The organism is Sphingomonas sp. BT-65, from assembly GCF_026107375.2.
GTDB lineage: Bacteria > Pseudomonadota > Alphaproteobacteria > Sphingomonadales > Sphingomonadaceae > Sphingomonas.
In genome coordinates this window covers 2,030,147-2,054,211 of sequence record NZ_JAPCIA010000001.1, presented here as the reverse complement: position 1 = coordinate 2,054,211, position 24,065 = coordinate 2,030,147, and the positions used below count along the sequence as shown (strand labels likewise).

The 24,065-nt window shown below is 69.3% G+C and carries 15 protein-coding genes; 13 read left to right on the top strand and 2 right to left on the bottom strand.

The window, feature by feature from the left end; genetic code table 11:
* From OK349_RS09815 to OK349_RS09805, 3 genes are all read left to right on the top strand, one after another.
* Window positions 1–966, top strand: coding sequence for a Gfo/Idh/MocA family protein (locus OK349_RS09815; protein WP_265117631.1), 966 nt, complete (start codon window positions 1–3; stop codon window positions 964–966).
* Window positions 963–2,744: an IlvD/Edd family dehydratase gene (locus OK349_RS09810; RefSeq protein WP_265117630.1), complete on the top strand. Its 1,782-nt coding sequence runs from the start codon at window positions 963–965 to the stop codon at window positions 2,742–2,744. Before OK349_RS09815 ends, OK349_RS09810 begins: the two co-directional genes overlap by 4 nt.
* 88 nt (window positions 2,745–2,832) lie before the next feature.
* The gene (locus tag OK349_RS09805; RefSeq protein WP_265117629.1) at window positions 2,833–4,161 is read left to right on the top strand and encodes an MFS transporter; all 1,329 of its coding nucleotides are present in this window, start codon (window positions 2,833–2,835) and stop codon (window positions 4,159–4,161) included.
* Between the two features lie 48 nt (window positions 4,162–4,209).
* On the opposite strand, the gene OK349_RS09800 is transcribed toward OK349_RS09805, so the two are convergent.
* On the bottom strand, window positions 4,210–5,919 hold the full coding sequence (locus OK349_RS09800; RefSeq protein ID WP_265117628.1) for a hypothetical protein: 1,710 nt from the start codon (window positions 5,917–5,919) through the stop codon (window positions 4,210–4,212).
* Between the two features lie 176 nt (window positions 5,920–6,095).
* Here OK349_RS09800 and OK349_RS09795 point away from each other — a divergent pair, with 176 nt between their 5' ends.
* The 10 genes from OK349_RS09795 to OK349_RS09750 all read left to right on the top strand — a co-directional run bounded on the left by OK349_RS09795 (window position 6,096) and on the right by OK349_RS09750 (window position 22,440).
* Complete coding sequence (locus OK349_RS09795; RefSeq protein WP_265117627.1) at window positions 6,096–6,629, top strand: RNA polymerase sigma factor; 534 nt, start codon at window positions 6,096–6,098, stop codon at window positions 6,627–6,629.
* 32 nt (window positions 6,630–6,661) lie between these two features.
* Window positions 6,662–7,726, top strand: a complete 1,065-nt coding sequence (locus tag OK349_RS09790; RefSeq protein ID WP_265117626.1) for a FecR family protein — start codon at window positions 6,662–6,664, stop codon at window positions 7,724–7,726.
* A gap of 61 nt (window positions 7,727–7,787) precedes the next feature.
* On the top strand, window positions 7,788–10,709 hold the full coding sequence (locus tag OK349_RS09785; RefSeq protein ID WP_265117625.1) for a TonB-dependent receptor: 2,922 nt from the start codon (window positions 7,788–7,790) through the stop codon (window positions 10,707–10,709).
* A gap of 79 nt (window positions 10,710–10,788) precedes the next feature.
* Complete coding sequence (locus tag OK349_RS09780) at window positions 10,789–14,001, top strand: family 78 glycoside hydrolase catalytic domain (RefSeq protein WP_265117624.1); 3,213 nt, start codon at window positions 10,789–10,791, stop codon at window positions 13,999–14,001.
* Entirely contained in the window at window positions 13,998–15,458 is a 1,461-nt protein-coding gene (locus OK349_RS09775) for a carboxylesterase/lipase family protein (protein ID WP_265117623.1), read from the top strand. The genes OK349_RS09780 and OK349_RS09775 overlap by 4 nt, the downstream gene beginning before the upstream one ends.
* A gap of 11 nt (window positions 15,459–15,469) precedes the next feature.
* On the top strand, window positions 15,470–16,339 hold the full coding sequence (locus OK349_RS09770) for an alpha/beta hydrolase (protein ID WP_265117622.1): 870 nt from the start codon (window positions 15,470–15,472) through the stop codon (window positions 16,337–16,339).
* The gene (locus tag OK349_RS09765; RefSeq protein WP_265117621.1) at window positions 16,336–17,916 is read left to right on the top strand and encodes a tannase/feruloyl esterase family alpha/beta hydrolase; all 1,581 of its coding nucleotides are present in this window, start codon (window positions 16,336–16,338) and stop codon (window positions 17,914–17,916) included. Before OK349_RS09770 ends, OK349_RS09765 begins: the two co-directional genes overlap by 4 nt.
* Window positions 17,913–19,586, top strand: a complete 1,674-nt coding sequence (locus tag OK349_RS09760; protein ID WP_265117620.1) for an AMP-binding protein — start codon at window positions 17,913–17,915, stop codon at window positions 19,584–19,586. The genes OK349_RS09765 and OK349_RS09760 overlap by 4 nt, the downstream gene beginning before the upstream one ends.
* Window positions 19,583–19,897, top strand: a complete 315-nt coding sequence (locus OK349_RS09755) for a hypothetical protein (protein WP_265117619.1) — start codon at window positions 19,583–19,585, stop codon at window positions 19,895–19,897. Before OK349_RS09760 ends, OK349_RS09755 begins: the two co-directional genes overlap by 4 nt.
* Before the next feature lie 38 nt (window positions 19,898–19,935).
* The gene (locus tag OK349_RS09750; RefSeq protein WP_265117618.1) at window positions 19,936–22,440 is read left to right on the top strand and encodes a glycoside hydrolase family 3 protein; all 2,505 of its coding nucleotides are present in this window, start codon (window positions 19,936–19,938) and stop codon (window positions 22,438–22,440) included.
* Here OK349_RS09750 and OK349_RS09745 read toward each other — a convergent pair.
* The gene (locus OK349_RS09745; RefSeq protein ID WP_265117617.1) at window positions 22,401–24,047 is read right to left on the bottom strand and encodes a family 43 glycosylhydrolase; all 1,647 of its coding nucleotides are present in this window, start codon (window positions 24,045–24,047) and stop codon (window positions 22,401–22,403) included. The genes OK349_RS09750 and OK349_RS09745 overlap by 40 nt on opposite strands.
* Window positions 24,048–24,065: the final 18 nt, after the last annotated feature.

Below are 24,065 nucleotides of genomic sequence, written 5' to 3'. Positions count from 1 at the left end.
ATGGACGATATACCCATACCGATTGCTGTCGTCGGCATCGGCAAGATTGCGCGCGACCAGCATCTACCGGCGATCGCGGCGAGCCCGGCGTTCGAACTGGCGGCCGTGGTCTCGGCGCATGCCGACGATCTCGACGTGCCGGCCTTGCGGACGATCGAGGCGCTGGCGGCCGCGCTGCCCGAAGTCCGCGCGGTCGCGATCTGCACCCCGCCGATCGGGCGCCACGCGCTGATCGCCGCCGCGTTCCGCGCCGGGCTGCACGTGCTGATCGAGAAGCCGCCCGCCGCGACGCTGGCCGAGGCCGAGGGGTTCGCGGCGCTGGCCGCGGCGGCGGGGCGCGGCTTCTACGCCACCTGGCACGCGCGCGAGGCGCCCGCGGTCGCCCCGGCGCGCGCGTGGCTGGCGGACAAGCAGGTGCGCCGCACCGAGATCCGCTGGCTCGAGGATGTCCGCGTCTGGCACCCGGGACAGCAATGGATCTGGAAGCCCGGGATCGGCGTGTTCGATCCCGGCATCAACGCCTTCTCGATCGCGACCCATATCCTGCCCGGGCCGCTCGCCGTGCAGGAGGCGGCGCTGCATTTCCCCGAGAATCGCGACGCGCCGATCGCCGCCGAGCTCGCCCTCGCCGACGGCCACGGCGCGCCGGTCGACGTGCAGTTCTCGTTCGACCAGCAGGGGCCGCAGCGCTGGGACATCCGCGTCGAGACCGACCGCGGCATGCTCGACCTGGTCGAGGGCGGCAACCGCCTGCTGATCGACGGCGCGCCGGTGCCGGTGCCACACCTCCCGGAATATCACCGCATCTATGCGCGCTTCGCCGATATCGTCGCCGATGGACGGATCGACGCAGACCTCGCGCCGTTCCGCCTGGTCGCGGATGCCTTCCTGCTCGGCACGCGCCGGACCGCGGCGCCCTTCTTCGACCAGATTGAAGAGAAGAACACAAAACGGATGGCAATATGACGGATGGCAAGCGCGCGCTGCGGTCACGCGCATGGTTCGACAACGCGTCGAACCCCGATCTCACCGCAATCTATATCGAGCGCTATCTGAACTTTGGCCTCAGCCTCAAGGAACTCCAGTCGGACCGTCCGGTGATCGGCATCGCCCAGTCGGGCAGCGACCTGGTGCCGTGCAACCGCCATCATCTCGTGCTCGCCGAGCGCGTGCGCGAGGGCATCCGCGACGCCGGCGGCATCCCGATCGAATTCCCCACCCACCCGCTGCAGGAGACCGGCAAGCGCCCCACCGCCGGACTAGACCGCAACCTTGCCTATCTCGGCCTGGTCGAGGTGCTCCATGGCTATCCGCTCGACGGCGTCGTCCTCACCATTGGCTGCGACAAGACCACCCCCGCCGCGCTGATGGCCGCGGCCACCGTCAACATCCCCGCGATCGCGCTGTCGGTCGGCCCGATGCTGAGCGGCTGGCACGAAGGCGAGCGGATCGGCTCGGGCACGATCATCTGGAAGGCGCGCGAGCTGCTCTCGCAGGGCAAGATCGATTACAAAGGCTTCATCGCGCTCGCCGCCCAGTCGGCGCCGTCGACCGGCTATTGCAACACGATGGGCACCGCGACGACGATGAACAGCCTCACCGAGGCTTTGGGCATGTCGCTCCCCGGTTCGGCCGCGGTCCCCGCGCCGCATCGCGACCGGCAGGAAGCGGCATGGGAAACCGGCAAGGCGATCGTCGAGATGGTGCGCGCCGACCGCAAGCCCTCCGACATCCTGACGCGCGAGGCGTTTCTCAACGCGATCGTCGTCAATTCGGCGATCGGCGGCTCGACCAACGCGCCGATCCACCTCAACGCGATCGCGCGCCATATCGGCGTGGACCTCACGCTGGAAGATTGGGAGCACCACGGCGCGGATGTGCCGCTGCTGGTCAACCTCCAGCCCGCCGGCAAGTATCTCGGCGAGGATTATCACCGCGCGGGTGGCGTGCGCGCGGTGATGGGGATGCTGCTCGAGGCGGGGATGCTCGCCAGCGACGCGCTGAGCGCCAATGGGTGCAGCGTCGCAGAGAATGTCCGTGGCTTCGCGACGCTCGACCGCGACGTGATCCGGCCGGTGAGCACGCCGCTCAAGCCCGACGCCGGGCTCACGGTGCTACGCGGCAATCTGTTCGACGGCGCGGTGATGAAGCGTTCGGTGATCTCCGAGGCATTCCGTGCGCGCTACCTGTCCGATCCCGACAATCCAAATGCGTTCGAGGGCAGGGCGGTCGTGTTCGACGGGCCGGAGGATTATCACGCGCGGATCGACGATCCCGCGCTTGCGATCGACGAATGCTGCATCCTGGTCATGCGCGGCGCGGGCCCGGTCGGCTATCCCGGCGGCGCCGAGGTCGTCAACATGCGCCCGCCCGCCGCGCTGATCGCCGCGGGGATCGAGGCGCTGCCGTGCCTCGGCGACGGGCGCCAGTCGGGCACCAGCGGCTCGCCCTCGATCCTCAACGCCGCGCCCGAGGCGGCGGTGGGCGGGGGCCTTGCGCTGTTGCGCACGGGGGACCGCATCCGCATCGATCTCAACACCGGCTCGGCCGATATGCTGGTCGATGCCGCCGAACTCGCGCGCCGCCACGCGGGCGGGGCGAAGCCGTTCGCCCCGCCCGCGCAGACGCCGTGGCAGGAGATCCAGCGCGGGATGGTCGGCCAGTTCGACACCGGCGCGACGCTCGAGCCCGCGGTCAAGTACCAGCGCATCGCCCAGAACGGCCTGCCGCGCGACAGCCACTGATGCGCGTCATGCCACGCCACGCCGGCTAGGAAAGATTGCCTCCCCGGCAGGCAGATCGCTACGAGGGAGGAAAAATAGGGAGAGGTAGATGGCCGTGACGGAGACCCCGGCGGACGCCGGCGCGATGCGCTCGACCCTGGAGACCGACGGCGAAGCGCGCCGCGCGTTGCGCAAGGCGGCGGGGCGCCTGCTTCCCTTTCTCGGCCTGCTCTATTTCATCTCCTTCCTCGATCGCGTGAATGTCGGTTTCGCCGCGTTGACGATGAACGCCGATCTCGGTCTCACCGCGGTCGCCTATGGCGCGGGCACCGGGATCTTCTTTCTCGGCTATTTCCTGTTCGAGGTGCCGTCGAACCTGATCCTCGCGCGGGTCGGCGCACGGCGCTGGATCTCGCGGATCATGGTGACCTGGGGCCTGCTCACGATCGCCTCGGCGTTCGTCACCGGCCCGGTCAGCTTCTGGATCGTGCGCTTCCTGCTCGGCGTCGCCGAGGCGGGCTTCTTTCCCGGCATCATCCTCTATCTCACTTACTGGTTCCCCGCGCCGATGCGGGGGCGGATCATGGGCTGGTTCCTCGTCGCGCTGCCGCTGTCGAGCGCGTTCGGGGCGCCGATCTCGACCTGGCTGCTCGACAAGCCGTTCCTCGGCCTCACTGGCTGGCAGGGCATGTTCGTGATCGAGGGGATTCCCGCCGTGCTGCTCGGCGTGGTGGTGTGGATGATCCTGCCGGACCGGCCGCGCGACGCGCGCTGGCTCGACACGCAAGAGGCCGCGGCAATCGAGCGCGCGGTGCGCGAGGAGCATCGCGGCGGTGGACGTCACGAGCTGCCGTGGGACGCGGCGCGCAGCCCGCAGGTCTGGCATCTCGCCCTCATCTATTTCGGCATCGTCACCGGGCTCTACGGCTTCGCTTTCTGGGGGCCGCAGATGATCAAGGCGCTGGCCGGCGCCAGCAACCAGCAGACCGGCGCGCTGACCATGCTGCCCTATCTCCTCGCCGCCGCCGCGATCATCTTGTGGGGGCGCAGCTCGGACGCGCGGCAGGAGCGGCGCTGGCATCTCGCCATTCCGATGCTGGTCGGCGCCGCCGGGTTCGCCTCCGCGAGCCTGGTGCCGGCCAATGCCGTGCTGAGCCTGATCGCCTTCACCGCCGCGATCATGGGCGTCTATGCCGCGCTGCCGGTGTTCTGGACCCGCCCCGCGGCGATCCTGGCGGGCACCGGCGCCGCCGCGGGAATCGCGCTGGTCAACGCGGTCGGCAATCTCGGCGGCTATTTCGGCCCGACCGCGATCGGGCTGCTCAAGGATACCGGAGGCTATGGCGCGGGGCTCGGCTTCCTCGCGGCGGTGCTGCTCGCGGGGGCAGTGCTCGCCCTGGCGCTTCCCGCGCTGCCGGCCGGCAACAAGGACGTCTGAAGAAAGGTGCCTGGCCGCGCATCGCGAGATGCGCGGCCGGGCCGAGTTTCACATGGCGGTGATGGTGGCGCCGCCCGATGCCGCGCTATTGTTGCGCGAGGTGTCGAAGGCGACGAGCGTGTAGCTATATTGCACGCCCGCCTTGGCCGTGATGTCCTGATAGCTCGTGCCGGTCACGCCTGTGGCGATCACCACCGGCGTGCCGCCGGACGGCGTGCGCGTGACGGCATAGCCATCCAGGTCGCTCGCGCCCGATGCGGTCCAGCTCAGCGTGACGATCCCCGGCGCGGCTGAAGCGCCGACTCCGGTCGGGGCTGCGGGCGCGATGGAATCGGTCACGCATGCCCAGGCGAAGCCGCTCGTCATCAGCATCGTCAATGGGCTGCGGTCGATCAGCGTGTCGTGGATGCACGGCGTGGTCGATGTGTGGTCGAGCAGGATGCCGCGCGCGAAGCTGTCCTCGATACGCACGCCGCTGACCCGCAGGCCGGTGGTGTCGAACGCGGCGATGGCGTCGTCGCCGGTGCCGAAGAACCGGCTGTTCTCGACCACCGCATCGAGCAGCGGCCCTTCAGTGGGCTGGCCGATCTGCGGTCCGCCTTCGGAGGTCGACAGATAGGGGACCTTGCCGTCGATCGCCGGCCCGCGCTCGACCGAAATGTTGGAGAAGCGCAGATGATCGATTCCGTTACGGAACAGCAGCCGGCTGGCGCGGGTGAAGCGGACATTCTCGATCGTGATCGAATCGCCTCCGGAGAACCAGAACGGCTCGCCTGCCTTCTTCGATTTCACCGCAACGGTGTCGCCTAAGGCATAGGTTCCGCCATGGACACCAGTGCCGATCACCCAGTCGCCATTGGCAAGCTGGTGCTTCTGCTGCCAGCTGGTCTGGCCATTGCCGTCCTGCACCAGATAGGGCTCGCCGCCCGGCCCGTAGCGATATTTGCGGATGTAGCGGCCCTGGCCGAAGGTCTCGTCATAGACCGACAGGATGCTGGGGAAGCCGGGATCGATGCGCACCACCACGAAGCGGTTCGGCGTGGTGGTATGCGTGCCGAGGTTGGTCAGCACCTGATCGCCGAACACGTTGGGGTCGGGATCCGCGCCCCACACCGCCCCGGCGCGGAAGCCGACGATCGTGCCCTGGGTCACCGTTTCCTGCGCACGCGTCAGATGCATGTTGCAGATATGGAGGCGATGGACGTTGATGCCCCGGAAGCCGGTCGCGCGGATGTTGCTGAAGCGCAGCGTCGTGGCGTTCATGCCCGCCCCCTCGAACACCAGCCAGCCCTGCGCGGCGGGACGCGAATGGTTGAGGTTGTTGAGGCTGATTCCGGGGTCGCCGGCGATGTCCCAGTCGCCGGAATCGATCTGGAGCACGATCGTGGTGTCGGGATCGTTGGCCGAATCGGCCCACCAGTTGTTGGCGGCGGCGACCGCGGCGCTGAGCGCCTCGCGCGTAGTCTCTCCGCCGCCGAACTGGTCCGCGACGTCCCAATATTCCACATTGGTGGTGGGGTAGCTACACTGGGTCGCGTTGGGATCGAAACCGGTGCTGGTCGTGAACGACGCGGTGCCGAGCGCAGCTTCGTTCGCAGCCGGGCGCACTGGCGCATCACCCGCCGCGCGCGGAATCTGGACGGTGCCGGCCGGTTCGCCGGGCGCGCTGATCGTGATGCCGGTGGCAGCAGCGGCTGCAACCGCCCCGGCCGCTACGCAGGCAAGCAATTTGTGTGGGAAATTTCGAGTCCTGTTCATGCCCCTCTCCTCGTTGCGGGAGCGCCGTTTCGCGAGACCTCCCTATTTATATGCTTTATTTTGCAACTTGGACTCAAAGTCAATAAATCATATTTAAGCCGGTTTTTGCCTTCAGCGCCGGACGCATTGCCAAGCTTGCGCAACTGTCGCAGCCTCGCGCGCGAGGGCGAGAGTTGATGACCAGGGCCATTCCACGATCCAGTCCCGGCGCGGGCAAGGTGTCGCTCGAAGCGCTCGATGCGCGTTTCCGGGCGTCGCTCGATCGCTATTTCTCGCGCCGCATGCGCGACCGGGGCGAGATCGAGGATCTGATCCAGGAAGTGTTCCTGCGGCTCGCCAGGCGCGGCAGCCTCGACGATGTCGACAAGATCGGCGGCTATGTGTTCGAGACCGCGAGCAGCGTCCTGACCGACCGGTTGCGGCGGAAGCGCAGCCGGTTCGAGGCGGATCATGAGGCGTTCGACGGGCAGCGCCACGGCGATGTGGATTTTTCGCCCGAGCGCGTCCTATTGGGCAAGGAAGCATTGGGACGGGCGACCGCCGTGCTCCTCGAATTGCCCGAACGGACGCGAGTGGTTTTCGTGATGCGACGCCTCGAAGGGATGCGCTATCTGGACATCGCCGCGCGACTGGGCATCTCGGTCAGCGCGGTCGAGAAGCATATGACGCGCGCCATGACGCATCTCGTGCAGCGGTTGGGCGAGCCATGATTTCGCTGGCGCGAACCAACCCCATACTGGGCATGACCGCCGACGAGGCCGCGGTCTATTGGGTGCTGCGGCACGACCGGGAGGAGCTATCGGCTGCCGACCGGGCCGCTTTTGCCGCCTGGCTCGACGCCAGCGAGGCGAATGCCCGCGCGTTCCGCAAGGCCAATGGCGTGTGGGACGTGTTCGATCAGGCCGACGCCGATCCGCATCTGACCGCGCTGCGCCAGGCAGCGCTCGCCACGCCTGCACCGCGCCGGCGCTGGATCCCGGCGCTGGGCGCGGGTCTCGCGGCCAGCCTTGCCGCGGCGGCGCTGCTGCTTCCGGGCCAGCTCGGGCTGATCGACGGTCCGCACACGCCCGCGGCGGACGTGATGGCGGGAACCGAGGCTCAGCCGGCGGCGGCGCGGTTCGCCACTGCCAAGGGCGAGCGCCGCACCGTCTCGCTGCCCGACGGCACGCGCGTGACGCTCAACACCGACACCGCCATCGCGCTCGCCTACACCCCCGGGAGCCGTCATGTCCGCCTGCTGCGCGGCCAGGCGCTGTTCGAGGTGGCGAAGGATGCCGCCCGGCCCTTCTCGGTCGAGGCCGCGGGCCGCCGCGTGACCGCGCTCGGCACGGTGTTCGAGGTCCGCCTCGATCCCGGCCGGATGAAGGTGGTGCTGATCGAAGGGCGCGTGGTAGTCGATCGTGCCGCGGGCGGTTCCGAGCTGCCCGATCCCGCGCCCACGTTGCTCAAGCCGGGGCAGGCGCTGGTCGCCGAGCTCGGCGTCCCGCAGCGCGTCGCGCCGGTGGATGTCGGCAGCGAACTGATGTGGCGCGAGGGCTATGTCTCGCTCGAGGACACGCCCCTCGCCGCGGCGGTCGCCGAGATGAGCCGCTACACCGCCGCGCCGATCCGCGTGCTCGACGAGGAGACCGGGCGGATGCGGGTCAGCGGCGTGTTCCGCACGGGCGACGCCGACCGCTTCGCCGGGCTGGTGCGCGAGCTGCTGCCGGTGCGCGTCGAGCGGCTCGCCGACGGAAGCGTGACGATCGCGCGTACCGCGGATACCGCCTCGTCGAAAAAATCTTCGCCGGCCGATGTGGAAAACTGAGCGGGGCGCGTCCTGATCTTTTGAAGACCGGCTGAAGCCGGCTTTGCAAGGGAGGGGAACCATGCGCCGCAATCGCCGCCACAAAACCGCTTTTCGCCTGCTGGCCCTGATCGGCATCGCGCCGCTCGCATTGTCGACGGTGCCCGCCGTCGCCCAGGCCAGTCCGCGCGCGGCGATCCAGCTCGAGGCGCAGAGCCTGTCGTCCGCACTGACCCGGCTCGGCCGACAGACCCGGACCGAGATCGTCTTCAATCCGGCGCTGGTGCGCGGCAAACAGGCCCCGGCGCTCCGGGGAAGCTACTCGGCCGCCGAAGCGATCGACCGCCTGATCGCCGGCCACGGCCTGCGCGCCCGGCCGACCTCGGGCGGCGCCTTCGTGATCGAGGCGCAGGAATCGCCGCCGGTCGCGCGCGCCCCGCAGACCTCAGACGCCGGGCCCACTGTCGACGATGCCTCCGGCGCCACGGAGGACGACGAAGTCGTCGTCACCGGCACGCTGCTGCGCGGCGTCGCGCCGACCGGCACCAATGTGGTGAGCGTGAAGCGCGACGACGTGCTGGCGACTGGTGCGAGTTCGGCGAACGACCTGCTCGCCTCGATCCCCCAGGTCGGCAATTTCGGCACGGTGCCGAGCGGGAGCGGCGACATCTCGCTTCCCGTGGTGCGGCCCAACATCCGCAACCTCGGCGCCTCTGGCGGCACCACCACGCTGGTGCTGATGAACGGGCGGCGCATCGTCGGCGCGGGCGTGCTGCAGACCTCGGTCGACCCGTCGATCATCCCGCCCGACATGATCGAGCGCGTCGAGGTGGTGCCCGACGGCGGCTCGGCGATCTATGGCTCGGACGCGATCGGCGGCGTGATCAACTTCATCACGCGCAAGCGCTTCGACGGGATCGGCGCCAACCTGCGCTACGGCTTCGCCGACGACTATCAGACGGTCGAAGGCAATCTGACGGTGGGCAGGGATTGGGGCAGCGGCTCGATCTATGCTTCCTACGCTTATGCCTGGCACGACAACATCCTGGGCATCGACCGCGACTATGTCCGTGCCGATCATCGCCCGTTCGGCGGAAACGACCTGCGCTCGACCACTTGTGCGCTGGGCAATTTCATCACGCTGAACAACGGCGTCAGCCATGCTGCGCCGGCGCTGCTGCCCAACACCCAGAACCGCTGCGACGCCACCGACTATGCCGATGTCTATCCGCGCGAGGAGCGGCACGCCGTCTTCGCCGGGCTGACCCAGCAGCTGAGCGACAGCGTCGACTTCCAGGCGACCGCCTATTGGGCGCGGCGCGACACGACGCGGCTCAACGCCACGCCCGGCTTCACCGGGCAGATCCTCTTCACCAATCCCTATTTCCGCCCGATCGGCTTCCAGCCCATCCAGCAGGTCGCGATGTCCTTCGCCAGCGTGTTCGGCGAGAGCATGGAGAGCCATGCCCGCTTCGACAGCTGGGGTGTCGCGCCGAGCCTTTCGATCCGCCTCGGCGACCGGTGGGAGCTGCGCACCGAGGCCAATTACGGCCACAGCTTCTCGCAGGTGCGCGAGCCGACGATCAACGCCACCGCCGCCACATTGGCGCTCGCCGGCACGACGGTCGCGACCGCGCTCGACCCCTATGATCCGGGCGCGACCAACCCGGCGGTGCTCGCCGCGATCCGCGATTTCGAGAATTTCGGCCAGGCCGACCAGGAGCTGTTCCAGACGCGCGCGATCCTCGACGGGCGGCTCGCCACGATCGCCGGCGGCGACATCCGGCTGGCGATCGGCGCCGAGTATTTTTTCGAGAAGCTCGACTCGATCGTCTCGCTCGCCCGGCGCAACGACTTCACCAACGCGATCGGATCGGTGAGCAGCCGCAACGTCAAGTCGGTGTTCGCCGAGGTGCTGATCCCGCTCGTCGGACCAGCCAACTCGATGCCGGGGCTGCGCGCCTTCCAGATCTCGGGCTCGATCCGGCACGACAGCTATGACGATGTCGGCGGCACGACGAATCCCAAGATCGGCTTCAACTACAAGCCGTTCGACGACCTGCTGATCCGCGGCAATTATGGCACGTCGTTCCACGCGCCGAGCCTCGCCGACACGACCAGCCTCGCCGATGCGCGCGTGCAGATTCTGCTCGTCAGCCCGCTGCGCGCGCCGGGCAGCCCGCCGACAGATTTCCTGCGGCCCACGCTGGTGCTTGCCGGCGGCAATCCGGCGCTCAAGCCCGAAGAGGCGAAGACCTGGTCGATCGGCTTCGACTGGACGCCCAGGGCGGTTCCCGGCCTGGTCGCGAGTGCGACCTATTACAATGTCCGCTTCACCGATGCGATCTCGGTGCCGCCGGTGCTGCTGCCGATCTTCTTCACCGACCCGGGGTTCCGCAGCTTCTACACGATCAATCCGACGCTGGCGCAGGTGCGCGCGCTGGTCGGCGACACGCCGCTCAACGGCGCGCCGAGCCTGGAGAGCCTCTATCTCGGTACCTCGCCCTATGTGCTGATGGACGCGCGGCGGACCAATCTCGGCGCGATCCATGTCGACGGGATCGACTTCAACCTCGCCTATCTGCGCGCGACCGGGTTCGGATCGATCAACGCGAGCATCGCCGGCACCTACACGCTCAACCGCAAGACCCAGGCGGTCGCGGGCAGCGCGTTCGACGACAATCTCAAGAACGGCACCGGGCGGCTCGCTTTCGTCGCGGCGCTCGGTGCGAAGGTCGGCGATTTCACCGCGCGCGCCACGCTCAATCATCGCGGCGGCTATCCGATCCTGGGCGCCGCGCCGCAGACCGATGTGCGCGCCTTCGACACCGTCGATCTGTTCTTCGCCTATGATCTGGGCGGGATGCTCAGGGACACAATGCTGACGGTCAACGTCGACAATGTGTTCGACCAGGATCCGCCCTATTCGCACAGCTCGATCGGCTACACCAACGGCTTCACGCTCGGCCGGCTCGTCTCGTTCGGCCTGCGGACGAAGTTCTAGGGAAGGGGGCATGCTGCCGAGGCTTCCCACGCTCCCCTTGTCCGGAAGCGGCCTCCGCATCGGCCGCTTCCGGATATTTGTGGGGGCGCTGCTTCTCGCGCTGGCGCCCGCGCGGGCGGCGGATCCGGCCCCGGTGCCGGTTGCGCTTCGCGTCGAATATTCAGCCGCGCCGCTCGGGCTCGACGAGCCGGCGCCGCGGCTCGCCTGGCGCTCGCCGGTCGCGCGGCAGAGCGCGTACCGCATCCAGGTGGCGTTTTCGCCCGAGGCGCTCGCCGCGGGCGATCTGGTGTGGGACAGCGGCAAGGTCGCGTCGGACGCCAATGTCCAGATCGCCTATGCCGGCCCGCCGCTGGCATCGCGTCGGCGCTACTGGTGGCGAGTCCAGGCCTGGGATGCCGAGTACCGGCCGAGCGGCTGGAGCGCGCCCGGCTGGTGGGAGATGGGGCTGCTCGCCCCCGCCGACTGGCAGGCGCAGTGGATTGCCGGACGCGAGCCGCTCGCGCATGACTGGGGCGACCTCACGCTCGACGTCGAGCTGACGCTGACCGGCAAGGCGGTGGACGTGCTGTTCCGCGCGCTGCCGCACGGCAAGACCTATGGTGATGCTTATGTCTGGACGCTGAGCGATGGTGCCGAGGGGGCGGCGCTGACCGCGAGCGTGCGCCGCTATCCCGGCGGCAGCAGCGCGACGGTGAAGACGGATGTGCTGAAGTGCGTGCCGCTCGGCACGCCGCTCAAGGGCGGGCGCCATCGGCTGACGATCCGCGCCGAGGGTTCGCGGATCGAGACGCGCTTCGACGGCCGGATCGTCGACACGCTGGAGGATACGACACACGCCCGTGGCACGGTCGGCTTCGCGGCGGCCGAGGCGCAGGCCGCGACGATCCATTCGGTCGCGGTCGCCGGCACGGGCAGCGCTGCCCTCCGCACCAGCTTCGCGCGCAATGACAATCCCTTCACCGGCGGCTCGGTCGAGGCGGATGGGCTGGCCGTCGCGGCCGGCGTGTCGCGGGTTGCGTTCGTGCTGCCGATCGAGGCACCCGCGCCGCTGGTCCGCCGCGCGTTCGACGTGGCGCGCAAGCCGATTGCGCGGGCGCGGCTCTATCATGCGGGCGCCGGCATGCCGCGCATCGTGCTCAACGGCGCGCAGGTCGGGTCGCCGCTCGGCGCGGGATTCATCGCCTATGACAAGCGCGCGCTCAGCTACACGCACGACGTGACCGCACTGCTGCGGCCGGGCGCGAATGTGCTGGGCGCGGAGCTCGGACGCGGCTGGTATGCGCTGACGGATCCCGACGAATGGTATTTCCACGCCGCGCCATGGCGCGCCGACCCCGCGCTCAAGGCGCAGCTCGAGATCGACTATGCCGACGGCACCCGCCAGACCATCGCGACCGACGGCAGCTGGCGGACGGCGCCTGGCCCGACGCGCAGCGATTCGGTGCATCGCGGCGAGCGCTACGACGCGCGGCTGCTGCCCGTTGGCTGGGACCGTCCCGGCTTCCGCGCGAACTGGCAGGCCGCGATGGTGGTGCCGGGCCCGACGGGGAAGCTCGTCGCCGCCAATGCCGAGCCGATCGAGCCGGTCGAGACGATCGCCCCGGCGTCGGTGAAGGAGGTCGCGCCGGGCATCTGGGTTCACGATTTCGGGCGCATCATCGCCGGCTGGCCGGTGCTCGAAGCCAGCGGTCCGCGCGGCGTCACGGTGTCGATGATGGCGGGGGAGAAGCGCGCCGCGGACGGCCGCGTCGTCCCCGCCTCCGGCCTGATCCACGCGCAGCTGCAGACCGACCGCTACACACTGGCGGGCAGGGGCATCGAGCGCTGGGAGCCGAGCTTCGGCTATCGCGGCTTCCGCTATGTCGAGCTGCGTGGTCTGCCCGGCGCCGTGCTCAAGGCACGCATCGTCCATTCCAATGTCGCGCGCACCGGCAGCTTCGCCAGCGCCGACCCGCTGCTCGGCAGGATCGATGCCGCGGCGACCGGAACCATTCTCAACAACCTCCACGGCTTCGTCACCGACACGCCGACCTATGAGAAGAATGGCTGGACCGGCGACGCGCAGGCCTCGGCGGGTGCGGCGGCGCGCAGCCTCGATATCGCGCGGATCTGGACCAAGTGGCTCGCCGACTTCCGCGATGCGCAGGCGCCGAGCGGCGAACTGCCCGAGATCGTCCCCGCCACGCCCAACTACGGCTACGAGAACACACCCGGCTGGAGCATCATCTGGGGGCCGACCACGCCATGGGACGCCGCGGCGCTGATCCTGCCGTGGGAGCTCTACGCCACCTATGGCGATACACGCATCCTCGAGCGCAGCCACGACATGCAGCGGCGGGTGGTCGATTATACTGCGACCTTTATCAAGGCGCCCGGGTTCCGCCGCGAGACCGGTCTCAGCGAATGGATGCCGCCGGGGCCGCTCGACTTTTTGAACGCGCGCGGCGGTGGAGTCGATGCGGTGACGACCGCCTATTTCTTCCACGAGGCCGATCTGCTCGCGCGATCCTCGATGGTGATCGGCAAGGCGGAGGACGCGGCGCGCTACCGCCAGCTCGCCGAGGCGATCCGCGCGGCGTACAATGCGCGCTACTGGGACGACGCGAACGGCTGGTACCGTACGGTCGATGCCAAGGGCGTAGCGGGGCCGCCGACTCAGGTTCAGAATGTCCTGCCGCTTGCCTTCGGCATGGCGCCCGCTGGCCGCGAGCAGGGCGTCGCCGACGCGATCGCGCGCGATGTCGCCAAGCAGGGGCTGCGCACCGGCGTGTTCGGCACGCGCTACCTGCTCGAGATATTGAGCGACTACGGCCATGCCGATCTCGCCTATCGCGTCGCGACGCGCACCGACGAGCCAAGCTGGGGCTGGTGGATCGCCAACGGCCATTCGACGATGTTCGAGAGCTGGAGCCTCGAAAGCCGCTCGCGCGACCATCACTATTTCGCGTCGATCGCCGACTGGATGCGTCAGCGGCTCGCGGGCCTGAGGCCAGGCGCGCCGGGCTACAGGACGGTGCTGGTCAAGCCCGCAATCCCCGCCGGGCTCGCTCATGCCGAGGCGGTGATGGAGACGATCCACGGTCGCGCCGCGTCGCGCTGGCAGGTCGAGAATGGGCGACTGCGGCTCACCGCCGAAGTGCCCGCCAACACCAGCGGCGAGGTCTGGGTGCCCGAACGCTTCGGCGCGATCACTGCGCCGGCCGGTGCCGAGCTGCTGCGGCGCGAGGGCGGCCATGCGGTCTATCGCACCGGCCCCGGCCTGTTCGAGTTTCGCACGGGAGGGGGCGCATGATCCGTCTGCTCGTCTTGGCCTTGCTGGCCGCAATGCCCGCTACCGCACAGCAGGTCCGCGTCGACAGCGGCGCGCTGAACGGCGCGACCACGGACGGCGTCGCCGCGTTCAAGGGCATTCCCTATGCCGCGCCTCCGGTCGGCGAGCGGCGCTGGACGCGTCCGGCGCCGGTCGTGCCCTGGACCGAGCCGCGCGATGCCACGCGCTTCGGCGCCGACTGCACGCAGAACCCGATCCCGGGCGATGTCAGCCGCGGCGCGCCGATGGCCGAGGATTGCCTGTTCCTCAACGTCTGGACGCCCAAGCCCGCTGCGAGCGCGAAGCTTCCAGTGATGGTGTGGATCCATGGCGGCGGCTTCGTCGCCGGATCGGGCGCGCTCGACGTGACCGATGGCGCGGGGCTCGCGAAACGCGGCGTGGTTGTCGTCACTTTCAACTACCGCCTCGGCCGCTTCGGTTTCTTCGCCCATCCGGCACTGGGCGCAGGCGGCAATTGGGGCCTGATGGACCAGATCGCCGCGTTGCACTGGGTCAAGCGCAACATCGCGGCGTTCGGCGGCGATCCGGCCAATGTCACCTTGTTCGGCGAGAGCGCGGGCGGACAATCTGTCGCGCGGCTGATGGCCTCGCCCGTGGCGCGCAGCCTGTTCGCCAAGGGGATCGCAGCATCGGGCGGTGGCCGCGACCGCTGGCCGGCGTTGGCCGAAGCACAGGCCAAGGGGATCGCGTTCGCGGCCAAGGCGGGAGCCGCCGATCTCGCTGCGCTGCGCGCCCTTCCGGCCGAAACGGTGCGTGGCGGCATCGCCATCCTCAACAAGGAGGAGGCGATCTATTCCGGCCCGATCACCGACGGTGCGATCGTCTCGGGCAATGCCGACGCGATCTTCGCCGCGGGCGGGCAGGCCCGCATCCCTTTCATCGCCGGCAGCAACGATGACGAGCTCGGCTTCGTGCCCGCGCCGTTCCTGCCGATGGTCAACGGTCCGGTGCTCAAGGAGTTTGGCGCGGGGGCGGAGGCGGTGAAGACCGCCTATGGGTCGGAGGAGAAAGCGACGCGCCATATCGCGGGTGACGCGATCTTCGGCGAGCCCGCATTGGCGCTGGCCCGGCGCCATGCACGCAGCGGCGCGCCGGCCTGGCTCTATCGCTTCGGCTATGTCGCGGAAGGCAAGCGCGAGCCGGGCAGGGGTGCGGGCCATGCCAGCGACGTCGCGTTCCAGTTCGGCAACCTCGCCGCGGACGCGACGCCCGCCGACCGCGCGGCGGCGGAGCGGATCATGGCCTACTGGACCAACTTCGCCCGTAGCGGTGACCCCAATGGCAACGGGCTTCCGGCCTGGTCGCGGCTCGATCCCGCCAAGCCTGAATTGCTCGCGATCGGCATCGACCGCACCGCCATGGCCCCCGCCGCCACGCCGCCGATCGCCGCGATCGCCGCGGCGCTGGATTCGCAATGAAGGAGATGACGATGCGCCTCATCGCGTTGCTCGCCGTCGTGGCTGCGCTGGTCGCCTTGCCCGGCGCGCCGCCTGCCGCCGCTGCGGAAGAGGTGGTCCGTATCTGGCCCGACCAGCCTGCGGCCTCGCCCGGGGTGCTGGAAGATCGTGCGCCGTTCGGCACGATCGTCCGCAATGTCGAGGATGCGACGCTCACCATCTATCGCCCCGACCCTGCCAAGGCGAACGGCACGGCGGTGATCGTCGCGCCGGGCGGGGCGTTCCACATGCTCTCGATCGAGAATGAGGGCGTCGCGGTCGCGCGCTGGCTCAACGAGCGCGGCGTCACCGCCTTCGTGCTGCGCTACCGCCTGCTCAAGTCGGGTGGCGATCTGCCGTTCGTGCTGCTGCGCTATTTCGGCGACATGCCCAAGCTCGCCGCGGCGGTCGAGCCGCTGCGCCCGCTCGCGACCGCCGATGGCGAGCAGGCGGTGCGCCATGTCCGTACCAGCGCCGCGCGTTACGGCGTGAAGCCGGATCGCGTCGGCATGCTCGGCTTCTCGGCCGGCGGCGCGGTCACGGTGTGGACGATGCTGGCGAACCACGCCGACAGCCGGCCCGATTTCGCCGCGGCGATCTATCCCGGCCTGCTCCCCGATCCGATCGCGGCGCCACCCAAGGCGCCGCCATTGTTCGTCGCGGTCGCCGACGACGACAAGCTCGCACGTGCCGATAGCGCCCGGCTCGACGCCGCCTGGCGCGCGGGCGGGGCGCGGTCCGAGCTCGTGACCTTTGCCAAGGGCGGCCACGGCTTCGGCATGAAGCATCAGGACAAGCCGAGCGACGCGTGGACCGAACGCCTGCAGGCATGGATGAACTCGCTGGGAGTGCTGCAGAAATGAACCGCTTTCGCTTGGCAGCTTTCGGGGCCGCCGCGCTCTTCGCCAGCACCGCAACGCCTCTCGCGGCGAAACCCGCGCAGCAGGCGGAGAACTGTGCCGCGCTGACCGGCCGACCGCTCGCCAACGGTAAGATTGAGGCGGCTGCCTTGCTCACGACGGGTGCGACGGTCGACACCGGCCCCGGCATGCCCGGCCTGCCCGCATCCGCGCCGTTCTGCCGCGTGCAAGCGGTGCTGACGCCGGTCCCCAGCTCGTCGATCAAGGTCGAGGTGTGGCTGCCCGAGCGCGCGGCGTGGAACGGCAAGCTGATGGGCGCGGGCAATGGCGGCTTCGGCGCCAATCTCGGCATCCCGGCGCTGCTGATGCGCGGCGCGGTGAGCCGGGGCTATGCCGCGGTCGGCAGCGACATGGGCCATTTCGGCAAGAGCGACGTCGACGCGAGCTGGGCGCTCAATGCGCCGGAGAAGATCAAGGACTATGGCTGGCGTGCGAACCATCTCGCAGCGCAGGCGGCAAAGCAGGTGATCGCTGCCTATTATGCGGCCCCGCTCGCCGCGAGCTATTTCCATGGCTGCTCGGATGGCGGGCGCCAGGCGCTGATCGAGGCACGGCGCTTCCCCGAGGATTATGACGCGATCATCGCCGGGGCGCCCGCAATCCCCTGGACGCGCATGGCCAGCGCCTTCGCGAGCAACAGCCTCGCGCTGTCGCGGCCCGGCGCGGCGCTCGGGGCGGCTCAGCTCAAGCTGCTCCAGACGGCGTCGCTCGCCAAATGCGACAAGCTCGACGGCGTCGCTGACGGCGTGATCGGGAATCCGCGCCAATGCCGCTTCGATCCCGCCGAGCTGCAGTGCAAGGCGGGCGAGGCCGATTGCCTCACCGCCGCGCAGGTCGAGGCGGCGCGGCATCTCTACCAGGGGCCGAAGACCCCGGATGGCAAGTCCTTCTACCCAGGCTTCGCGCCGGGTGCGGAAGCGGCCGAGGGCACGTGGGCGATGTGGCTGACCGCTGCCGACTCGCAGCATGCGAAATTCTCGACTCAATTCTTCCGCTATTTCGTGCACGCCGATCCCGAATGGCCGTTGTCGCGCTTCGATCTCGTCCGCGACTATGCGCTGGCGAAGGCGCGCGTCGGCAGCGAGCTCGACGCCGACGATCCCGACCTCGGCGCCTTCTTCCGCCGCGGCGGCCGGCTGCTGATGTATCATGGCTGGCAGGACGCCGCGATCCCGCCGGAGAATACGATCGGCTATTACGAACGCGTGCGCGCCGCGAATCCCGCGGCGCGCGAGCGGACGCGCCTGTTCATGGCGCCGGGCATGTCGCACTGCCTCGCCGGGCCCGGCCCGAACGTGTTCGACGCGCTCGGCACGCTCGACGCCTGGCACCAGGGCGGCCCCGCGCCCGAGCGGATCGTCGCGACCAAGTTCGACAACGATCTGTTCGGTTATCTCGGCTTTCCAGCCAAGGCGCAGCGCACGCGTCCGCTGTGCGCCTGGCCCAAGGTCGCGCGCTGGGACGGCAAGGGCTCGACCGACGCCGCCGTGAGCTTCACTTGCGTGGCGCCCGGCACATGAGCTTCGTCACGCCCGGGCTCAGCCATGTGTGCGGCGCCGATGCGCCGCCGCTGCTGGAGCACACGATCGGTGAGGCGCTGGTGCGCGCGGCGGCGCAATGGGGCGATCGCAATGCGCTGGTCTCGGTCGCGCAGGGGATACGGTGGAGCTTCGCAGAGTCGCTCGCGCGGGCCGATGCGCTCGCCGGGGGGCTGCTCGCGCTCGGTCTCAAGCCCGGCGAGCGGATCGGTATCTGGTCGCCCAATTGCGCGGAATGGGCGCTGACCCAGTTCGCCGCGGCGCGCGCCGGGCTGATCCTGGTGACGATCAACCCGGCCTATCGCCTGTCAGAGGTGGAATATACGATCAACAAGGTCGGCCTCAGCGCGCTGGTCGCGGCCGAGCGCTTCAAGACCAGCGCCTATGCCGAGATGGTCGAAGCGCTGGGCCCCGAGCGGCTACCGACGCTGCGCGCGCGCGTCCTGATCGGCGAGGCGGCGCGGCCGGGCTGGATCCCCTTTGCCGCGGTCGATGGTCGCGCCAGCCTGCCCGAGGACCTGCACCCCGGCGACCCGATCAACATCCAGTTCACCAGCGGCACCACCGGCCTGCCCAAGGGCGCGACGCTGAGCCACCGCAACATCCTCAACAACGGCTATTTCGTCGGGCGCGGGATGGGACTGAGCGCGGACGACCGCATCTGCATCCCGGTGCCGCTCTATCATTGCTTCGGCATGGTGATGGGCAATCTCGCCAGCATCACCCATGGCGCGGCGATGGTCTATCCCGCGCCGGGGTTCGAGCCGGAGGCGACGCTGCGCGCGGTGGAGGCGGAGCGCTGCACCGCGCTCTACGGCGTGCCGACCATGTTCATCGCGCTGCTCGCGCATCCGCAGTTCGACAGCTTCGACCTCGGCTCGCTGCGCACCGGCTGCATGGCGGGGGCGATCTGTCCCGAGCCGCTGATGCGCGAGGTGATCGAGCGGCTGCACATGCGCGACGTGACGATCGCGTACGGCATGACCGAGACGAGCCCGGTGAGCTTCCAGACCGGGCTCGACGACCCGCTCGACCGCCGCACCGGCTCGATCGGCCGGGTGCAACCGCATCTCGAATGCAAGCTGATCGGTCCCGACGGCGGGGTCGTTCCCGTCGGTCAGCCGGGCGAGCTGTGCACGCGCGGTTATTCGGTGATGCACGGCTATTGGAACGAGCCCGAGCGCACCGCCGAGGCGATCGACGCCGCGGGCTGGATGCACAGCGGCGACCTCGCGGTGATCGACGGTGCGGGCTACGCCAACATCGTCGGGCGCCTCAAGGACATGGTGATCCGCGGCGGCGAGAACATCTACCCGCGCGAGATCGAGGAGTTCCTCTACCGGCACCCCGCGGTCGAGGATGTCGCCGTGGTCGGCGTGCCCGACGCACGGATGGGCGAGGAGGTCTGCGCCTGGGTCCGCCTGCGCGCGGGCGCCGAGGCCGATGCGGAAGCGATCCGCGCCTATTGCCGCGAGCAGATCGCGCACTTCAAGGTGCCGCGCTACGTCCGCATCGTCGACAGCTTCCCGACCACGGTGACCGGCAAGGTCCAGAAATATCTGATCCGGCAGGCGATGATCGCCGAGCTCGGCATCGCCAGCGATTCCGGCGCGCAGCCCGCGACCGCCGAAGCCAAGGAGAACCAGTCATGAAATCCCTTCTGCTGATCGGGGCGGCCTTGCTCGTGCCCGTCATTGCTGCCGCGCAGACCGCGCCTGCTCCGGCCGAACCCGCCAAGCCTGCCGCTGCCGCGAAGTTCACGCTCGACACGCCGATCGGTGAGCTGCTCGCGAACGAGCAGGCCAAGGCAGTGCTCGACAAGGACCTGCCCGGGCTCACCCAGTTGCCCCAGATCGAGATGATCAAGGGGCTGAGCCTCAAGCAGCTTCAGCCCTATTCGGATGGCAAGCTCACCGACGAACTGCTCGCCAAGACCGAGACCAGCCTGGCCGCGATCAAATGAGATTGGCGCAGGTTGCGGCAGTCGCGTTGATCTTCGCCATGGCAACGCCCGCCGGATCGCGGGAGGCGGCGCCCGTCTATCGCGATGCGAAGGCGCCGCTCGAGGCGCGCGTCGACGACCTGATGGCGCGGCTGACGCTCGACGAGAAGATCCTGCTGCTCGCCGGCGAATCCTCGATGGCGCTCAATCCGATCCCGCGGCTCGGTATCCCGGCGGTGAAGATGACCGACGGGCCGACCGGGGTGCGTTCGCCCGACGGCAAGCCGGCGACGGTCTTTCCGGTCGGTGTCGCGCTCGCGGCGAGCTGGAACCCCGAGCTCGCCGGCGCGGTCGGCGCGGCGATCGCGCGCGAGACCAAGGCGCACGGCGCCGACGTGCTGCTCGCGCCGACCGTCAACATCGTGCGCACCCCGCGCTGGGGGCGGAACTTCGAGACCTATTCGGAGGATCCGTGGCTCACCGCCCGGCTCGCGCTCGGCTATGTGCGCGGCGCGCAGGGCGAGGGGATCGGCGTCTCGATCAAGCATTTCGCCGCGAACAACCAGGAAAGCTACCGCTTCGTCGTCGACTCGGTGGTCGACCAGCGGACGCTGCGCGAGATCTACCTGCCCGCGTTCGAGGCGGTGGTGCGCGAGGCCGATCCCTGGTCGGTGATGGCCTCGTACAACAAGATCAACGGCACCTATGCGGCGGAGAATCGCTGGCTGCTGACCGACCTGCTCAAGACGGAATGGGGCTATAAGGGCTTCGTCGTGTCCGACTGGGGCGCGACCCATTCGACCGCGCCGGCCGCCAATGCCGGGCTCGATCTGGAAATGCCCGGGCCGCCCAAGCATTTCGGCGACAAGCTCAAGGCCGCGGTCGCGGCGGGCGAGGTGAGCCCGGCGCAGATCGACGCGAATGCCCGGCGCATGGTCCGCCTGATCCTGCGCAGCGGGGTGATCGAGCGCGGCACGTCGCGCATGCCCGCCGCGCAACCGCTACGCCAGGCCGATGTCGCGCGCAGGGCGGCCGAGGAGGCGATCGTGCTCCTCAAGAACGATGGGGTGCTGCCGCTCGATCGCTCGATCCGCTCGCTCGCGGTGATCGGGCCCAATGCCGATGTCGTGCGCATCCAGGGCGGCGGCAGCTCGAATGTCGTGCCGTTCGAGACGCAGAGCCCGCTCGAGGCGTTGCGCGCCGCGCTGTCCGGCGTGCGCATCACCTATCAGAAGGGCGTCGACAATGAGGAGACGCCGCCCGCCGCCGATGCCAAGCTGTTCAGCCCTGGCGCCGAGCGCGGCGAGACGGGCCTGACGGCGAGCTACTATATGAGCGAGGATGCGAGCGGCGCGCCGACCAAGACCGAGCGCGTCACCCGCTTCGTGCGCTGGATCAGCGGCAATGTCGCAGGGCCCAAGGTCACCGGTTATGCCGCGATCCGCTGGGAGGGCATGTTCTGGCCGCGCGCCAGCGGTATCCACGAGTTCAGTATTCGCGGCACCGGCACCCCGCGCATCACGCTCGACGGCAAGGTGATCCTGGAGAAGGTGAGCAGGGTCGTCCCCGACAATCGCGACGTGCTCGGCTTCCCCGTGCCGCGGCGGACGGTGCAGGTCGAGCTGGCGGCGGGGCGCGGCTATCCGATCCGGGTCGATTACGCCAATGGCGGCACCCCGTACGAGAATCTGAGCTTCGGCGTGCGCGAACCCCAGCCGTCGTTCGACGCGGCGGTCGCCGCGGCGCGGGAAGCGGATGCGGCGATCGTGATCATCGGCTCGTCCTCGACCACCGAGGGCGAGGGCTATGACCGCGCGTCGCTCGACCTTCCCGGCGAGCAGAACCGGCTGGTCGAAGCGGTCGCCGCCGCCAATCCGCGCACCGCGGTAGTGGTCAACGCCGGCGCGGCGATGACCATGCCGTGGCGCGATCGCGCGCCTGCGATCCTCGACATGTGGCTGCCCGGCGAGGGCGGCGCGGCGGCGCTGGCCGATGTGCTGACCGGCAAGGTCAATCCCTCGGGCAAGCTGCCCGTCACCTTCCTCCAGCGCACGGAGGACGATCCAGTCGACCTCAAGACTTCGAAGAGTGCCTATTCGGAAGGATTGCTGGTCGGCTATCGCGGCTATCGCGCGCGCGGGATCAAGCCGTTGTTCGCGTTCGGCCACGGGCTGTCCTACACGAACTTCGCCTATTCCGCGCTCAAGGTGCCGGCACGCGCGACAGGCGGCAAGCCGGTGACGGTACGGCTCACGGTCCGCAACACTGGCAAGCGGGCGGGGCAGGAGGTCGTGCAGCTCTATGTCGAGCCCGCCGAGCCGCGGCCGGGCGAGCCGACGCGCACGTTGCGGGCGTTCCGGAAAGTCGCGATTTCCGCGGGCGCGCAACACGAGGTGACGCTCGCGCTCGATCCGCGCGCCTTCTCCTTCTACGATTCCAGGGCGGGCGGCTGGCGCGTCCGTCCGGGGGCCTATCGCGTGCTGGCGGGGTCGTCGTCGGAGGATATCCGGCAGACTGGTACGGTTCAGGTCGTTGCGGATGGATCCGAGGGGCGCGCGCGATAGGTCAGCGCGCGGAAGGTCACGTTCCCGTTCCCGGCCGCGTAGAAGCCGGGACGCAGGCTCAGGAAACCGTCGGCGACATTGTGGTTGTAGCCCGCGACCTCGACCGAGCGCTCCTTGACCCATTTGCGGCCGTCGGGGCTGTGGAAGAAGGTGACGATGTTTTCGTCATTCACTACGCGCAGGTGCATGCGCCGGGTCGAGGCGGGGCCGCCCGGCGGCCAGCGCTCCTCCTGGCCGATGCGCCAGGCGTGCAGCTTGCCGTCGCTGAGCCCGATGCCGCAGAACAATTTCTCGTTGTAGAACAGCAGCAGCCCGCCCTGCGCGGCGCCCTCGATCTCGACCTCGACGTCGATCTGATAGGCGCGGTCGCCCGCGACGAAGGTGAGCGGCGAGCAATCGGCGGGGCTCGTGCCGCGGCCCGCGAGCCGCAGCACCCCGTCCTTCAGCCGCACGCGATCGGCATAGTCGCGGTCCATGGTCTGGAAGGCCATGTGCGTCGCGAACATGTCGTCGGTGAAACCCGATAGCGCGGTGCCATGCTTGCCCTCACGCGCGCCGCGCGGTTTGGCGAACGGGCGTGACAGATCGCCGCCGAGCGCGCGCGGCCAGTCGTCGGCGGTCCATTCCATCGGCTCGAGCAGCATCTGCCGCCCGAGCGTGCGGAAGCCGTTCTCATAGCCGTGATAGATCATCCACCAGTCGCCGTCCGGCCCCTCGACGGGGGTCGCATGGCCGCGCGACCACCAGGGCTCGCTCGCGTGCTTCGTACGGACGATCGGATTGCGCGGGCAATTCTCCCAGGGGCCGTGGATCGAGCGTGACCGGGCGACCACCACCATGTGGCTGGTCGGGGGCCCGGCCGTGCCGCCCTGCCCGGAGAAGAGATAGAACCAGCCGTTGCGGCGCATCACCTTGGGGCCTTCGAGCGCGAAGCCCTCGATGATCCAGTCCTCGGGGATCGGCCAGCCGCCATAGACATGCTCGACCGGCCCCGCCGCCGACAGCCCGTCGTCGCTGATCCGCACGCGGTTGCCCGCGTTGAAGAACAGATAGCGCTTGCCGTCCTCGCCCACCGCGTGGCCGGGGTCGATCAGATTGTCGATCTTCATGTCGATCGGATCGCTCCACGGTCCGGCCATGTTGTCGGCGTGGATCACCCAGGTCTTGATGCCGCGCATGGCGTCATTGGGGTCGAGCGCGGGGATGTAGATGAAATAGCGCCCGTCATGCTTGGCGATGTCGAGCGCCCAGACGATGCCGATATGCTGCTTGAGCGCGGTGGTCAGCGGCGTCCAGTTCACCAGGTCGCGCGAATGCCAGATCGGGATGCCGGGATAATATTGGAAGGACGAGAAGGTGGCGTAATAATCGTCCCCGTCCTTGAGCACGTTGGGATCGGGCCGGTCGCCCGCGAACACCGGGTTGAGATAGCGCCCGTCGCCGAGATCGGCCTTGCGCTGGCCTTCGATGCCCGGCTTCCACGCGGGTGCCGGGTCGCCAAAGCTGTCCGGTTGCGGCGACCCGGAAGCGGCACGGGCACCGCCCGGCAGCGCGAAGCCTGCCCCGGCCAGCGCGAGGGCAAGGGTCTGGCGGCGTGTGGGTTCCATGACGCTAACTCCAGGGGA

Coding starts and splice junctions, on each gene's coding strand:
- OK349_RS09815 (WP_265117631.1), top strand. CDS start 1: ATGGACGATATACCCATACCGATTGCTGTCGTCGGCATCGGCAAGATT.
- OK349_RS09810 (WP_265117630.1), top strand. CDS start 963: ATGACGGATGGCAAGCGCGCGCTGCGGTCACGCGCATGGTTCGACAAC.
- OK349_RS09805 (WP_265117629.1), top strand. CDS start 2,833: ATGGCCGTGACGGAGACCCCGGCGGACGCCGGCGCGATGCGCTCGACC.
- OK349_RS09800 (WP_265117628.1), bottom strand. CDS start 5,919: ATGAACAGGACTCGAAATTTCCCACACAAATTGCTTGCCTGCGTAGCG.
- OK349_RS09795 (WP_265117627.1), top strand. CDS start 6,096: ATGACCAGGGCCATTCCACGATCCAGTCCCGGCGCGGGCAAGGTGTCG.
- OK349_RS09790 (WP_265117626.1), top strand. CDS start 6,662: ATGACCGCCGACGAGGCCGCGGTCTATTGGGTGCTGCGGCACGACCGG.
- OK349_RS09785 (WP_265117625.1), top strand. CDS start 7,788: ATGCGCCGCAATCGCCGCCACAAAACCGCTTTTCGCCTGCTGGCCCTG.
- OK349_RS09775 (WP_265117623.1), top strand. CDS start 13,998: ATGATCCGTCTGCTCGTCTTGGCCTTGCTGGCCGCAATGCCCGCTACC.
- OK349_RS09770 (WP_265117622.1), top strand. CDS start 15,470: ATGCGCCTCATCGCGTTGCTCGCCGTCGTGGCTGCGCTGGTCGCCTTG.
- OK349_RS09765 (WP_265117621.1), top strand. CDS start 16,336: ATGAACCGCTTTCGCTTGGCAGCTTTCGGGGCCGCCGCGCTCTTCGCC.
- OK349_RS09760 (WP_265117620.1), top strand. CDS start 17,913: ATGAGCTTCGTCACGCCCGGGCTCAGCCATGTGTGCGGCGCCGATGCG.
- OK349_RS09755 (WP_265117619.1), top strand. CDS start 19,583: ATGAAATCCCTTCTGCTGATCGGGGCGGCCTTGCTCGTGCCCGTCATT.
- OK349_RS09750 (WP_265117618.1), top strand. CDS start 19,936: ATGGCAACGCCCGCCGGATCGCGGGAGGCGGCGCCCGTCTATCGCGAT.
- OK349_RS09745 (WP_265117617.1), bottom strand. CDS start 24,047: ATGGAACCCACACGCCGCCAGACCCTTGCCCTCGCGCTGGCCGGGGCA.